At 69.1% G+C, this 12,719-nt stretch carries 15 protein-coding genes; 7 read left to right on the top strand and 8 right to left on the bottom strand.

Going from position 1 to position 12,719, the window contains the following annotated elements; all coding sequences use genetic code 11:
* The first annotated feature begins 153 nt into the window (after positions 1-153).
* A complete protein-coding gene (locus NO366_RS04980) occupies positions 154-360 on the top strand; it encodes a hypothetical protein (RefSeq protein WP_256533224.1) in 207 nt (68 codons plus the stop codon).
* A 25-nt stretch (positions 361-385) separates the two neighbouring features.
* On the opposite strand, the gene NO366_RS04975 is transcribed toward NO366_RS04980, so the two are convergent.
* Both NO366_RS04975 and NO366_RS04970 read right to left on the bottom strand, forming a co-directional pair.
* Positions 386-1,903 carry a threonine synthase gene (locus NO366_RS04975; protein WP_256533223.1) on the bottom strand — a complete coding sequence of 506 codons (1,518 nt, stop codon included), beginning with the start codon at positions 1,901-1,903 and terminating at the stop codon, positions 386-388.
* Between the two features lie 5 nt (positions 1,904-1,908).
* Positions 1,909-3,018 (bottom strand): S66 family peptidase, encoded by a 1,110-nt coding sequence (locus NO366_RS04970; protein ID WP_256533222.1) that lies wholly within the window; start codon positions 3,016-3,018, stop codon positions 1,909-1,911.
* 150 nt (positions 3,019-3,168) lie between these two features.
* On the opposite strand from NO366_RS04970, the gene tenA reads away from it, so the two are divergent.
* From tenA to NO366_RS04950, 4 genes are all read left to right on the top strand, one after another.
* On the top strand, positions 3,169-3,828 hold the full coding sequence (tenA, locus tag NO366_RS04965) for a thiaminase II (RefSeq protein WP_256533221.1): 660 nt from the start codon (positions 3,169-3,171) through the stop codon (positions 3,826-3,828).
* A complete protein-coding gene (locus tag NO366_RS04960; protein WP_256533220.1) occupies positions 3,825-4,550 on the top strand; it encodes a TenA family protein in 726 nt (241 codons plus the stop codon). The genes tenA and NO366_RS04960 overlap by 4 nt, the downstream gene beginning before the upstream one ends.
* Before the next feature lie 115 nt (positions 4,551-4,665).
* Complete coding sequence (gene samp2, locus NO366_RS04955) at positions 4,666-4,923, top strand: ubiquitin-like small modifier protein SAMP2 (RefSeq protein WP_256533219.1); 258 nt, start codon at positions 4,666-4,668, stop codon at positions 4,921-4,923.
* 6 nt (positions 4,924-4,929) lie between these two features.
* Positions 4,930-5,391: a GNAT family N-acetyltransferase gene (locus tag NO366_RS04950; RefSeq protein WP_256533218.1), complete on the top strand. Its 462-nt coding sequence runs from the start codon at positions 4,930-4,932 to the stop codon at positions 5,389-5,391.
* 330 nt (positions 5,392-5,721) lie between these two features.
* Here NO366_RS04950 and NO366_RS04945 read toward each other — a convergent pair whose 3' ends face one another.
* The 5 genes from NO366_RS04945 to NO366_RS04925 all read right to left on the bottom strand — a co-directional run bounded on the left by NO366_RS04945 (position 5,722) and on the right by NO366_RS04925 (position 11,137).
* Positions 5,722-6,162 (bottom strand): NUDIX hydrolase, encoded by a 441-nt coding sequence (locus NO366_RS04945; protein ID WP_256533217.1) that lies wholly within the window; start codon positions 6,160-6,162, stop codon positions 5,722-5,724.
* A gap of 68 nt (positions 6,163-6,230) precedes the next feature.
* The gene (locus NO366_RS04940) at positions 6,231-8,123 is read right to left on the bottom strand and encodes a CocE/NonD family hydrolase (RefSeq protein ID WP_256533216.1); all 1,893 of its coding nucleotides are present in this window, start codon (positions 8,121-8,123) and stop codon (positions 6,231-6,233) included.
* A gap of 232 nt (positions 8,124-8,355) precedes the next feature.
* Positions 8,356-8,667 (bottom strand): hypothetical protein, encoded by a 312-nt coding sequence (locus NO366_RS04935; protein WP_256533215.1) that lies wholly within the window; start codon positions 8,665-8,667, stop codon positions 8,356-8,358.
* 104 nt (positions 8,668-8,771) lie between these two features.
* Positions 8,772-10,232, bottom strand: a complete 1,461-nt coding sequence (locus NO366_RS04930) for a phosphohexomutase domain-containing protein (protein ID WP_256533214.1) — start codon at positions 10,230-10,232, stop codon at positions 8,772-8,774.
* Between the two features lie 143 nt (positions 10,233-10,375).
* Complete coding sequence (locus tag NO366_RS04925) at positions 10,376-11,137, bottom strand: class I SAM-dependent DNA methyltransferase (protein WP_256533213.1); 762 nt, start codon at positions 11,135-11,137, stop codon at positions 10,376-10,378.
* A 241-nt stretch (positions 11,138-11,378) separates the two neighbouring features.
* Here NO366_RS04925 and NO366_RS04920 point away from each other — a divergent pair, with 241 nt between their 5' ends.
* Positions 11,379-11,972 carry an NADPH-dependent FMN reductase gene (locus NO366_RS04920; protein ID WP_256533212.1) on the top strand — a complete coding sequence of 198 codons (594 nt, stop codon included), beginning with the start codon at positions 11,379-11,381 and terminating at the stop codon, positions 11,970-11,972.
* A gap of 51 nt (positions 11,973-12,023) precedes the next feature.
* Here the strand turns inward: NO366_RS04920 and NO366_RS04915 are convergent, their stop codons facing one another.
* The gene (locus NO366_RS04915) at positions 12,024-12,272 is read right to left on the bottom strand and encodes a GIY-YIG nuclease family protein (protein WP_256533211.1); all 249 of its coding nucleotides are present in this window, start codon (positions 12,270-12,272) and stop codon (positions 12,024-12,026) included.
* Between the two features lie 266 nt (positions 12,273-12,538).
* On the opposite strand from NO366_RS04915, the gene NO366_RS04910 reads away from it, so the two are divergent.
* On the top strand, positions 12,539-12,706 hold the full coding sequence (locus NO366_RS04910; protein ID WP_256533210.1) for a DUF1931 domain-containing protein: 168 nt from the start codon (positions 12,539-12,541) through the stop codon (positions 12,704-12,706).
* Positions 12,707-12,719: the final 13 nt, after the last annotated feature.

The following is a 12,719-nucleotide window of genomic DNA, read 5'->3' as shown; positions in this document are numbered from 1 at the left end:
GACGAGATCAGAACCGGCGTTCGTCGGCTCTGACAGCCCGTCGGTCGCGTCGTCTCCGACAACCGGGCACGCGGTACCGACCGAGTACGCCACCACTTCTCGTGCATATGCAAGCTATATCCATATCGGTCGATCGAGTGAACGCAGTCAGCAATGGCATTCGAACCAGCCGTCGACTGTCCAGTCTGCGAGACGACGCTCGCCCCGGATCGGACCCTCGAAGATCATCTCTGTCGGAATCATACCCAGGAAGAACTCGCCAGACTCCTCGTCCGGAAACACGACTCGGCAGGCGGACGGATTCGCACACCCGCGCTTGCGAATGCGGGACCGAACGCTCGCGAACACGATCTGCGGTAAGGTCTGCCTGCAGGCGATCGCCGCGTTATTCGCGATCCAGGTGACCAGCCGCGGCCAGCGCCGCCGCCACCGACTCCCAGTCGGGGTCGACGACGGGCACCACACTGCCGTCTCCGCTCGCAGAAGCGTCAGCCTCGCCGCTCGCGGGTCGCTTCGCTCCCCGCTCTCCAGTCCGAGGCTCTCGCTGCGCTCGTCCCTCGCCGCTCGCGGGTCGTTTCGCTCCCCGCTCTCCAGTCCGAGGGACTCGCTTCGCTCGTCCCTCGCCGTCCGCGGCTCGTTTCGCTCCCCGCTCTCCAGTCCGAGGGACTCGCTTCGCTCGTCCCTCGCCGTTCTTGAACCCGCTGGAGGTACAGATCGCGACCACGGGGCCCTCGTCGAGTCCCAGTTCCGACGCCCGTCCGTCTGCGACCGCTCGCGCGAGTCCTGCGACGGCGCCCGCGCCGGCGGACTCCTGCCAGGTGCCGCGGTGTGCCAGGCGCTCCTCGGCGCTCGCGAGGTCGGCCTCCGAAAAGCCGATCGCCGCCCCGCCGGACTCGGAGACTGCGCGGCGTCCGCGAACGCTGCTCGTCGTGGCGGCGATGGAGTACGCCTCGGTCGGGTCGTCGGGGACGGACGCGACGGGCTCGTCCGTCGCCAGCGCCTCGCGTAACGGTCCGCGCGCCGCGGGCTCGCACGCGAGCATCCGCGGCGTCCCGTCGGCGACGCCCAGCCGATCGAGCTCTCGAAAGCCCTTCCAGACGCCGTAGAGCAACTCGGCGTAGCACGTGGGGACCGCCACCGTGGCCGGGACTCGTCCGAGGTCGCGGTGGAGCTCGTACGCGATCGTCTTGTAGCCCTCCGGGCCGTACGGGTGGCCGGTGTGGACCGGCGTTCGCGTGCTGACGGGGTGAAAGCCCTCGTCGGCGAGACGGTCGACGGTCTCGCGGCGCAGGGCCGCGTCCGGCACGGCGAGCACCGTCGCCCCGTACGCGTCGACGAAACGCTTCACGGCCGCCGGCGTCTCGGGGGACGTGACCACGACCGCCTCGATCCCCGCCCGGGCGGCGAATGCGGCCACCGCAGCCCCGTGGTTGCCGGTGGACGAGGCGACGACGCCGCGGGCGCCCTCCCGGACCGCCGCGCTCACGACACACCGGGCCAGCCGGTCCTTCTGGCTCCAGGTCGGGTTCTGACTCTCGTCTTTGCAGACCAAGTCGGTATCGAGGCCGATTGCGTCGGCGACGTCGACCGCGGACAGGAGCGGTGTGTCGCCCTCCCCCAGCCCGATCGGGGCGAGCGGCGGCAGCAGCGGCGCCCAGCGGTCGAGACCGGACGGGAGTCGGCCGCCGTCTCCGGCCGGCCCGCCGACCGCGAACAGCCCCGGGTCGACGGCGTCGTAGTCGTACGCGACTTCGAGCGGGTACTGCACCGCGTCGGTGCTCGTCTCCGGACAGCCGGCGGTGAGCGGCGGCGACAGCGGATACGTGATCGACGGGTCGCCGAGCGAACGGAGACCGGTCGCGAGCGACCGCGCGTCGGTCGATTCCGAGCCAGGGCGAGACATCCGACTCACGCACCTCCGAACGAGATGCGTTCCGCAGCGGGGTCTACGGTCGCCATCGCCCCGACTGGGACCGGGACCGTCGGCGCGCAGTGGCCGAACTCGACGTCGAAGACGATCGGCGCGTCTGGGTTGTACAGCTCGATCGTGTCTTCGATCGCCGCCCGGAGGTCCGCGCGGTACTCACGGCGCTCCTCGGCCGGCGGCTCCTCGAACGGGTTCCGGGCCTTCGCGCGGCCGACGACGACGGCGTCGAAGCGCTCCAGGAGGCCGCGCTCGCCCATGGCTATCAAGAACTGCTTCGCGAACCCGGGCCGCGGGAGGACCTCCGACGTCTCCAGCAGGAAGATCCCGCCGTCCAGATCGTTCGGTTCAGGTACGGCGACGTCCGCCGCGAGGAGTTGATCGAGAACGGTCAGGCAGCCACCCCAGGTGCGGCCCGTGACAGCGTCGCCGTCGGATCCGCCCGCGTCGGCGGCGCCCTCGGTCTCTGCAGTGGCCCCGCCAGCCCAGCGCCAGCCGTCCGAGGGCTCCGTCTCGCGCCGGCGATCCAGGGTGTCGGGATCGGCCCACTCGAGGTCGTGATCCGAGAAGTACTCGGCCGGTTCGATCTCGCCGATAGTTCCCTCGAACAGTGCGCGGCGGCTGTACTCGACGGTGTGGTCGAACATCTCGCCCTGCATCGCGAACTCGGTCAGCACGCTCGGGCCGTAGTACGAGACGATCCCCAGCTGCCAGAGGGACGACGCGAGGACGGTGTTGTCGCTGTAGCCGAAAAAGCGGGTCGGGTTCTCCCGGAGGACGTCCGGGTCCAGAGAGTCGACGAAGCGGATCTGGTCGTCGCCGCCGAGCGTGGTGATCACGCCGGAAATCTCGGGATCGCGGAAGGCGTCCTCGACGTCGCGGGCGCGCATCTCGGGGTCGGCGTACAGCGTCTCCTGGTCCGCCGTCGCGGTCGGGTACTCGACCGGTTCGAGGCCGAATTCCTCGCGGATTCGCTCCAGGCCCAGCTCGTAGACGTGTGGGAACTGCGCCGCCGCGCCGGAGGATGTGGCGACGATCGCGACCCGGTCGCCGGGTGAAAGCGCGGGTGGGACGGTGAACTCGTCGGCGGTCATGACGGGTCGTTCTCGCGCGGTGACTAAAACGTTCAGCACGTCGCGGATTCGACGGGCTCGTTCCCTGCGTACGACCGGCCGTCGTCCCACCAGCGATAACCCAGTTATACCACTAGCGTATATTACGCTGGCCGACCAACCACCGCGTACATGACCTTCAGCGACGAGCTCCTCGCGGACGGGAGCGAGATCTGGGAGGCACAGTACGACCACCCGTTCGTCACGGAACTCGCGGACGGAACGCTCGATCCCGCAGCGTTCCGTCACTGGGTCGAGCAGGACTACCGCTACCTGCTCGACTACGCACGGACGTTCGCCATCGCGGGGACGAAAGCCCGGCGGGAAGGGACGATGGCGGGTCTGCTGAACGTCGCACACACGGTCCTCGATTACGAGATGGACCTCCACCGGGAGTTCGCCGCCGACTACGGCATCGCCCGCGAGGACCTCGAATCGACCACGAAAGCGCCCACTTGCGTCGCCTACACCAACTTCCTGGTGCGCACCGCCCACGAGGGCACCCTTCCCGAGATCGCCGCCGCGATCTATCCCTGCGGGCAGGGCTACCTCGACGTCGCCGAACACATGGCCGAACGCGCCGACGAAGAGCACCGCTACACGCCCTTCATCGCGAAGTACACCAGCGACGAGTTCCACGAGGCCGTCGACTGGATGCGCACCCTCGTCGACGACTGCGCCGAGCGCAACCCCGGTGAGCACGAGGCCATGCGTGAGGCGTTCCTGACGAGCGCCCGCCTCGAACACGATTTCTGGGAGATGTGTTACACCCAGGAGGGGTGGGACGTATGAGCGACCATGGCGCGAGCGGGGTTGATACCGCGGGGCGGACGGCCGCGGATGACCCCTACGACCCCGACCGCGACGGCCCCTTCTCGGCGTGGCTCCGCGAGCGCTCCGACTGGGAGGCGGCGACGCGCCACCGCTTCGTCGAGGAGTACGTCGACGGCGACCTCGCGGACGACGTCTTCGAACGCTACCTCGTCCAGGACTACCAGTTCCTGGAGGCCGGCGCCCGCCTCACCGCCCACGCGGCGAGCCAGGCCCACACGATGGCCGAGATGAACCGGCTGGCCGAGTCGCTGACCGTCCTCACCGGCGGCGAGAACGACTACTTCCAGCGCGCGTTCGACGAACTGGACGTCTCCGAAGCCGAACGCGAGGCGCCGGAGATCCACCCCACGACGGCCGCGTTCAACGACTTCATGCTCCGGGCGGCGACCGACGGGGCCTACGAGGAGAGCCTGGCGGTCACCGCGGCCGCCGAGTGGGTCTATCGCGACTGGTGTGGCTACGTCGCCACGGCCGAGACCGATCTCGACCGCTGGTACATAGACGAGTGGATCGAGATCCACGACAACGAGGAGTTCGACGCCTACACCGGCTGGCTGATCGACCAGCTCGACACCTACGGGCCGCGACTCTCTCCCGGACGACAGATCCGCGTCGCCGAGATATTCGATCGAACGGTCGACCTCGAGGCGGCCTTCTTCGACGCGGCCTACGAGGACTGACCCCGAGCCGGCCGCTCACGTCGCGCACGGCCACACCGTATGCGTTCTCGCAGTTCGAACGCAGCGAGAAGCGCGCAGACGACGCCCTCAAGCCCCTGCAGCCCGAACTGGACCCATGCGCGTGACCGTCGACGTGACGGGCGAGGAAACGCACGAGGTCGATCTCAGCGAGGTTACCGGCGATTCGACGACGGCCGCCGAGGGAGCGACCGCCGATGCGTCCGATCCCCCCGCGACCTACGCCGACCTCCTTACGGCGATCGACTACAGCCCGCACGAGGTGAGCGTCCTCGTCGACGGCCGCCCCGTCCCCGAAGACCAGCCCGTCGAGGCGGACGAGATCACCGTCCTCCGCCTGATCAAAGGCGGGTGAGTCACCGTGGCCCGTTCGTCCGAGCGGGTTCGCCCCGCCACGACCGACGACTCCCTCGACGTCAGACGGATCCTCGACGCGGCCGTGCTCGAATTCGCCGCCCTCGAGCCGCGAATCGACGCGGACGACGTCCTCGTCGCGACGACCGACGCGGGGACGGTTCGCGGAGTGATCGTCCTGGAACCGGCAGCGTCGGCGGCGGTAACTGAGGGCATCGAACCCTCCCCGGAACGCACCGGGTCGGAGCGGCTCGACGATAGGGGCGCCCACATAGACGCCATCGCGGTCAGGAACAGCCACCGCAGCCGTGGGATCGGTACGGCGCTCGTCGAGGCGGCGCTGGAACGAGAGGGCCGACTGACCGCACACTTCGACGTGGGAGTGCGCCCGTTCTACGAGGGGCTCGGGTTCGACATCGTCGCCCTCGACAGCGACCGGTACGCGGGGGTTCGAGAGAGGCGAGAGTGAGAGCAGTACGGTTCGGAACGTGCGCGGTTCGGAGCGTGCGCGGTTCGGAGCGTGCGCGGTTCGGAGCGCCGAAGGCGCGAGAACCGCGATATTGCGAGCGGTGAAACCGCGAGCACGAAGGCGCGAGAACCGCGATATTGCGAGCGGTGAAACCGCGAGCACGAAGGCGCGAGAACCGCGATATTGCGAGCGGTGAAACCGCGAGCACGAAGGCGCGAGAACCGCGGAAACGGGAACTGGGAGGGACGGCGAGGCCGAGCGATACCGAGGCCTCGTGTGGGCACCGGTGACCCGTAGGAGTCGTGAACAGCGTCCCAGCGATCGGCTCGGTTATGGCGTCGCCCGCGCGGCCTCGACCCGATCGACGTACTCGAGCAGGTACGGCGGCGCGTCGGCCCGCGCGTGCAGGTCCGCTATCGACAGCCAGTGGACCGCGGCGACCTCGTCCGGATCGCGAGGCCGGGCCTCGCCGCCTGCGTATTCGCACAGGGTGACGACGTTCAGACACGGCGTCCCGCCGTCCATCTCGAACACCGAGCTACAGACGTACGAGACGCGTCCGACCTCGATCCCGACCTCCTCACGGAGTTCGCGGCGCACGGTGTCGGCGATCGGGTCGTCGGTACCCGGCGGCGACTCCAGCGTTCCGCCGGGGAAGGCCAGGGTTTCGGCCGCGTGTGCCTCTTCGACGCCGCGTTCGATGAACAGGTACTCGCCGTCGCGGACGACCGCTCCGTCGACGTTGACGACGTAGCCATACGCATCCAGCATGGACGAATAGTCAAGACGGTGACCTAAAGGCGTACTGAATCGGTGCGTCGCCCGGTCGGTTCGACGGGCTACCGCTCGGACACGGTCAGGACGCTCTCGCGGTCAAGTTCGTGAAAGAGCGTCTGCTCGGCGGTCCGCACCTCGTCGTCGGTCGCCGTCCACGGATCGAGCGTCCCGGGATGCGGGTCGAAGCGCGGGAAATTGCTGCTGGCGACCTCGAGGCGGAGGCGACCGCCGGCGGGGACCGCGTAGTGGACGTTCCACATGTCGATCTCGACCGTCATCGGTGCCTCGGCCTCGGGCGCCGGGACGGATCGGTCGCGGCCGTAGCGGTACTGTGCGCGACGGATCCCTTCGCACAGGTTGTACGCCCGCCCGTCGGGGAGGACGTGGGACAGCGTCGCCGTGAAGTCCGTGTCGGGCGCGGTCGTCGCGGCCGTGAGTCGCAACGACACCGGCCCCGCGAGCTCGACCGGCGTCTCGAAGGGGTCGGTGGTGAACGTGACGACGTCGTCCCGTCGCTGCAGGTCGCGCCGGTCGAAAGCGCCGGGCTCCGAGGAGTGCTCGCCGCAACAAAGCGGGCCGCCCCGCGTCGGCACCGGGTCGGCGGGGTCGTGAGTCCAGGTGTCAGACGGTTGGAACTTCTCCGGCAGATCGCGCACGAGGCGCCCGTCCGCGAGATCCGTCACCGCCTCGCCGCCGCTCGAGAGGAACCATCGTTTCCGACTGGCGTCCGCGGGCGGCCAGCCGTCGTGGGCGATCCAGCGGCCGGCGCCGGCGACGGCGGCTTCGTCGTCGGTTGCCCCCGGAGCGTCGGACCCCTCGGATGGCGACGGCGCGGCCTCCGACCGGTCGAGGATGCTCGCCCTGAACGTCTCCACGTGCGATTCCCCGGACGAGGCGAACGGCGGCGTCGGGTCGTCGCGCAGGTAGGTGTCGAAGAAGGCCAGCAATTGCTCGTCGCGCCCGTAGGCGTCCGCGCTCGCGTCGGTCCCGAAGTCGACCTCGCCGAGGACGCTGCCCTGGTTCTGGTGCGACCACGGCCCGATCACCAAGTGTTGGGGCGCCGGGGACCGTCGGGAGAGCATCCGGAAGTTCGTCACGGTCCCGTGCTGGCAGAGTTCGTACCACCCGGTCGTGTGCAGCCCGGGGACCGCGATCCGATCGTAGTCCATCTCGGGGTCGAACGAGCCCCAGAAGTCGTCGTAGGACGGTCGGGACGTCCACTCCTCCCAGAACGGGATCAGGTCGGTCGGGTCGACGTCGTCCGGGGCGTCGGCCAGGACGTTCGCCGGGACGTCGACGAGCGGGCGGTGGGCCGCCAGGGCCGGCAACCGCTCGAGCCCCGATTCGAGCGCCGTTCGAAGCGCCTCGGCCGCCTCCGCGTCGATCTCCCCGCGTCGTTCCAGCCGGTCCACGCTGTGGCCCGCGATGGCGTCGTCGAGCGTCCACGTCAGGAGCGTGAGTGCGCTCATCGCCCCGTCCTGGAAGAAGTCGCTGCGCTGGAGGTCGCTCGGGGTGAACGTGGGCGCGATCGCCCCCAGTGCGTCGGGTCGCGCCGCCGCGGCGAACAGTTGGACCTGGCCGGGCGAAGAGCCGCCGAACATCCCGACGGCGGAGACCCAGGGTTTCGCGCCGAGCCAGTCGATCGTCGCCGCGCCGTCCTCGGTCTCGTTGACCCACGGCATGAACGCGCCGTCGCTCTCGCCGCGGCCGCGCACGTCCTCGAACGCGATCGCGTACCCGTCGGCGAGCGCGGCCGCCGCGAATCCGCCTGCAGGCGGGTCCGAGGGCTTGCCGTACGGCGTCCGCTGGAGCAGCAGCGGCGCGGGGTCGTCGGCCGTCGCGGTCTCCGGACGGAAGACGGTGATCGCGAGACGGGTCCCGTCCGGCGCGGAATGGGTCGTCTCCTCGACGGTCACGCGGTCGGGATCGTACGGGACGTCGGACGCGTCGGTCATCGCGCGTCAACCCTTCCCGTCGACGGCCGATCGCGAGCGCCGACCCGATCGCCGTGGGCGCCAGCCGGTCCAGCCAGATCGCACTCCACACCAGATTTAGGATAATAAATCGACATCGAGATTGGGCGTACCTTCCGGGTGCCCCTATGTAAATCCGTTTGCCGAATCCAAAATTCCACGGCGGTCGTGACCGTTCGACTCGAGGACCGTCTCGTCGCCCGTCACCGCCGGATCAGCGAGCGGCGCGAGGCCGCGGGATCGCATCACTCCCCCCGACGTCCTCCTCGGCGCCGGACGCGGACGGATCGGACGTGTACACCAGTTCGAAGGAGAGTATCGCCGTACAGCTCATCGCGGCCTCGTCGACCGCCGTGTCGGATTCGTCTCGATCGAGGTAGCCATTACAGCGCCCGCGGGTGACGACGTTCGAGAGCGTCGCCGCCGAGCCACACTCAGGACAATCGACGTAGTAGTTTCCCTCCTCGTCCTGGTGCCAGGCGTCCGCGCCGAGTTCCATCCGGGCGGCGTCGTCCTCGGGTGACATACGCTCCGTCACGGCACAGGGCGCCGTAAACGCCGGGCCGGCACAGCAACCGTGCGACCGATCGGCGTCGGACCGGGCACTCACGCCGTACCGGCCGACGACGGTCAGACGAGGCGCTCGACGAGCGCCGTCCCAGCCTCCAGGAGCGCGTCGACCCGCTCGCGATCGGCCGCCTCTGCGTACACGCGCATCACCGGTTCGGTCCCGCTCGGGCGGACGAGCAGCCACGAGCCGTCGGCGAGCAGGAGTTTGAACCCGTCGGCGGTGACGACGTCGTCGACGGCGACGCCGGCGACCGCGTCAGGGATCTCGGCTTCGAGGTCCGCGAGGACGCGCCCTTTCGCCGGATCGGGACACGCGACGCTACGCTTGTCCTGGACGATCGTCCCGTGTGTATCGAGAAGGCGATCGATCCGGTCGTCGAACGACTCCTCGGCGTGCATGGCCGCGGCCAGCAGTGCCACGAGGACGCCGTCCTTCTCGCGGACGTGTCCGCGGACGGTGAAGCCGCCGGATTCCTCGCCGCCGACGAGGGCGTCGTGTTCGGCCATCGCCTCGGCGACCCACTTGAACCCGACCGGCACCTCGTGGACCGACTCGCCGTGTGCCGCGGCGACGCGGTCGACGAGGTACGTCGTCGAGACGGTTCGAACCGCCGCTCCCGATCCGCGGTTCGTGTGCCCCTGTCGGTCGTCGCCGGCTCCATCGGGTGTGCTCGCTTCGGTCGCCCCCTCGTGGGCCAACAGCCACTCGTACAGCGCCGCGAAGAAGAGGTTCTCGTCGAGGAGGCCGCGATCGGGCGTCACGACGGCCAACCGGTCCGCATCGCCGTCGTTGGCGATCCCGAGGTCGGCGTCGCCGGCTCGCACCGTCCGGGCCAGCTCCTCCAGGTTCCCCGGCGCGGGCTCCGGTGGCGTCCCGCCGAAGTCCGGGTCTCGCTCGCACCGACGGCGCTCGACGGACGCACCGGCTCGCTCCAGCAGGGCGTCCGTGAATCCACGACCGGAGCCACACATGGCGTCGTAGGCGATCGTCAGGGTCCCGATGGTATCGGTCGCGTCCGGTGCGATCGATGCGAGCAGATTCAGGGCGGCCACAGCGTGTGATTCGCGGAAGTCGACCCGCCGAACGGTACCGTGGGCCGATTCCGGGAGTGGGGCCGGTTCGGCGAGGCGGTCCGCGATGGCGTCCATCACGGCCGGGAGCGCGGGCGCACCGTCCGACGGGAGGAACTTCACACCGTTGTACTCGGGCGGGTTGTGCGAAGCCGTCACCACGAGGGACCCGGCCAGTTCGCGATCGACGATCGCGTGTGCGACGACCGGCGTCGGACAGTCCCGCTCTGAGAGGACCACGTCGAAGCCGTTCGCACAGAGGACGCGCGCCAGCTCTTCGGCGAATCCGCGCGAGGTCTCCCTGGCGTCGTAGCCGACCGCCACCGGCGCCGTCTCACCCTCGTCGCGAAGGTACGTCGCGACGGCCTGCCCAACCATCCGGACTCGCGGGGCGGTGAAGGTGTCGAGCGTGGCCCGCCAGCCGTCGGTTCCGAAAGAAATTTCGTCCATACTCGACGGTCCACCGCCCGTGACAAAAAGTCGACGCTGCGTCGCGAGTGCGGCCCGAACGCGCGGTTCGAACGCGCCGATTCAGGAACGCCGGTTTCGCACGCGCCGGTTCAGAACGCATCCGACGCACGCCCGCGTCCGGGTCACGCCTCCCGCCGCAGCTCCCACACCTGGATCGAGTGACCGTCTTCGATCGGCTCGTCCGTGAAGTCCCCGGTGACCGACCACTCGGTGAACGGTGACTTCCGGGCCAGGACCTCGACCTGCTGTTTGGGCAGCATCGACAGCCGGTCGGTCTCGGCGAACACGGGCTCCCCGTCCGGATCGGACAGCTCCGTCTCGACCGCAAAGCGCTGTTCGACCTCGTCGACGACCCGCGTCCGCGTCCGGAGTTCGTGATCGACGCCCCGGTACGCGACCGTGCGCTCCTGCCACTCGCCGTAGGTCTCACAGATCACGTCGAAGCCCGGGACGAACGTGTCGAAGACGAAGCGCCCGCCCGGTGCGAGGGCGTCGTGGACCGACTCGAGCGCCGCCAGCTGGTCGTCGACGGTCTCCAGGTGCTGGATCGCGTTGAAGGGACAGGTCGCGAGGGCGTACTCGCGATCGACCGCGAAGTCGGTGAGGTCGGCCGTCCAGACGGCGGGGTCGAGCCCGCGTTCGGCCGCGTTCTCGCGGAGGACGGCGAGCGCGTCGGCTGACAGGTCGAAGCCATCGGCGTCCACGCCCGCCGCGAGCAGTTGGAGGTAGATCCGGCCGGTGCCACAGGCCGTCTCCAGCACCGGGCCGTCGACCGACGTCGCCAGGTCGCGGTAGTACGCGACGTCCGGGCGGTCCGTCTCTCGTAGCTGCTCGTCGTAGAACCTGGCTCGCGCCCCGCGGTACGAACCGTCCTCTCCGTGCATTGGGAGGCGATAGGAGGGCGCGGAACTAATAGTGTCGGTTATCCGATCGAAAACGGGGCTCGACGGTTCGCCGACCGGATCCGGCGCGAGCGATCGCACCGACCGTCGCTACCCTGTCGCGAAGACGACGACGGACAGACCTGGACGGCCAGCAACGCGATCGCGCTCACGACAGGCCGGTCCCGTCAGCGTGCCACCTCGAAGACGACGTGCCTATACGAAGCGCCGCCGAAGGACGTCCATGACCCCCTCTCCGACCGTGCTCGCGGTGGTCGGTAGCCTTCGCGACGGGAGTTACACGCGGACCGCCCTCCGGTACGTCCTGGACGCCGCGGAACGAGCCGGCGCCGAGACACACCTCCTCGACCTCCGGGAGTACGATCTCCCGGTGTACGATCCGGACCTCGACGAACAGGGGGACGCCGAGACGGTCTGCCAGCTCGTCCGCGACGCCGACGCCGTCGCCCTCGGCACGCCCGTCTACCACGGGTCGTATTCGGGTGCGCTGAAGAATTTTCACGACTACTGCGGCAAGACCGAGTACGAGGACACCACCGTCGGCCTGCTCGCCACCGCCGGCGGCGGCAGTTTCGGCCCGACGCTCGACCACATGCGCTCGACGGTTCGCAACGTCCACGGATGGGCGCTCCCCCACCAGGTCGGCATCAGGAACGCGAGCGACGCCTTCGTCGCCGATCCGGACGCCATCGACGGCCGCGCCTTTCGGGACCCCACGCTCGACGACCGCGTCGAGACCCTGGGCGAACGACTCGTCGAGTACGCGTTCATCGACGGCGCGGCGGCACGGGAGCCGATCACCGCCGACGACGACTGACGGCGTGCATCGGACAGCGTCGGGCGGGTCGGTCGCACGGAGCCGCCACCCTCACGAGAGCCCGACGAGCCGTTCTTTCTGCGTCCGCGAGAGCTGTTTGATCTCGTACTCACGGGCCATCGCGTCAGATCGCGAGTCGTATCGCTCGACGTGAACCACCTCCACGGGCGTCCGAGATCGTGTGTACTTCGCTCCCTCGCCGGCGTTGTGTTCGGCCACACGACGGTCGACGTCGGTCGTGTAGCCGGTGTAGAGCGTCCCGTCGGCACACTGGAGGACGTAGACCGCGTGTCGGGACATGGATCGATTCTCGCGCGGGTCGGCAAAAATCCTCTCGTCACGTCGATGTCGAGACACCGACCGCACGGTGCTCGCCAACACCGCCGTGAGCGCGCGCGAGCGTCGAACACGTGATTCGGCGGACCGATCGCCCCTGCGAATGCTCATCCGGCATATAGGTTTCGGTGAGAACACGCGCCACACGCGCGCTCGTGCCATCCTCAGGGGCGCTAGAGCGTGTATTAAACAGAACGCTTATAAGGGGGTGGGCAGAACGGGGTAATCGTATGGCAGACCTTATCGTCAAGGCCGCTGTGAAAGAAGCGCTCGATGACAAAAACGTCGCCTCGGACTTCTACGACGCGCTCGACGACGAAGTCGAGGCCCTCCTCGACGACGCCGCTCGGCGAGCCGAAGCGAACGACCGGAAGACCGTCCAGCCGCGCGACCTGTAAGGTCACATCGACC

The sequence above is a fragment of the Halovivax cerinus genome (assembly GCF_024498195.1).
Classification (GTDB): Archaea; Halobacteriota; Halobacteria; order Halobacteriales; family Natrialbaceae; genus Halovivax; species Halovivax cerinus.
The sequence above is the reverse complement of the archived record's forward strand: the minus strand, read 5'-3'. Positions and strand labels throughout refer to the sequence as shown.

What these genes read in the sequence shown, in the direction of transcription:
- NO366_RS04945 (WP_256533217.1), bottom strand. Translation starts at nt 6,162, where the DNA reads ATGCTGGATGCGTATGGCTACGTCGTCAACGTCGACGGAGCGGTCGTC.
- NO366_RS04920 (WP_256533212.1), top strand. Translation starts at nt 11,379, where the DNA reads ATGACCCCCTCTCCGACCGTGCTCGCGGTGGTCGGTAGCCTTCGCGAC.
- NO366_RS04940 (WP_256533216.1), bottom strand. Translation starts at nt 8,123, where the DNA reads ATGACCGACGCGTCCGACGTCCCGTACGATCCCGACCGCGTGACCGTC.
- samp2 (WP_256533219.1), top strand. Translation starts at nt 4,666, where the DNA reads ATGCGCGTGACCGTCGACGTGACGGGCGAGGAAACGCACGAGGTCGAT.
- NO366_RS04975 (WP_256533223.1), bottom strand. Translation starts at nt 1,903, where the DNA reads ATGTCTCGCCCTGGCTCGGAATCGACCGACGCGCGGTCGCTCGCGACC.
- NO366_RS04910 (WP_256533210.1), top strand. Translation starts at nt 12,539, where the DNA reads ATGGCAGACCTTATCGTCAAGGCCGCTGTGAAAGAAGCGCTCGATGAC.
- NO366_RS04925 (WP_256533213.1), bottom strand. Translation starts at nt 11,137, where the DNA reads ATGCACGGAGAGGACGGTTCGTACCGCGGGGCGCGAGCCAGGTTCTAC.
- tenA (WP_256533221.1), top strand. Translation starts at nt 3,169, where the DNA reads ATGACCTTCAGCGACGAGCTCCTCGCGGACGGGAGCGAGATCTGGGAG.
- NO366_RS04915 (WP_256533211.1), bottom strand. Translation starts at nt 12,272, where the DNA reads ATGTCCCGACACGCGGTCTACGTCCTCCAGTGTGCCGACGGGACGCTC.
- NO366_RS04930 (WP_256533214.1), bottom strand. Translation starts at nt 10,232, where the DNA reads ATGGACGAAATTTCTTTCGGAACCGACGGCTGGCGGGCCACGCTCGAC.
- NO366_RS04935 (WP_256533215.1), bottom strand. Translation starts at nt 8,667, where the DNA reads ATGTCACCCGAGGACGACGCCGCCCGGATGGAACTCGGCGCGGACGCC.
- NO366_RS04980 (WP_256533224.1), top strand. Translation starts at nt 154, where the DNA reads ATGGCATTCGAACCAGCCGTCGACTGTCCAGTCTGCGAGACGACGCTC.
- NO366_RS04970 (WP_256533222.1), bottom strand. Translation starts at nt 3,018, where the DNA reads ATGACCGCCGACGAGTTCACCGTCCCACCCGCGCTTTCACCCGGCGAC.
- NO366_RS04960 (WP_256533220.1), top strand. Translation starts at nt 3,825, where the DNA reads ATGAGCGACCATGGCGCGAGCGGGGTTGATACCGCGGGGCGGACGGCC.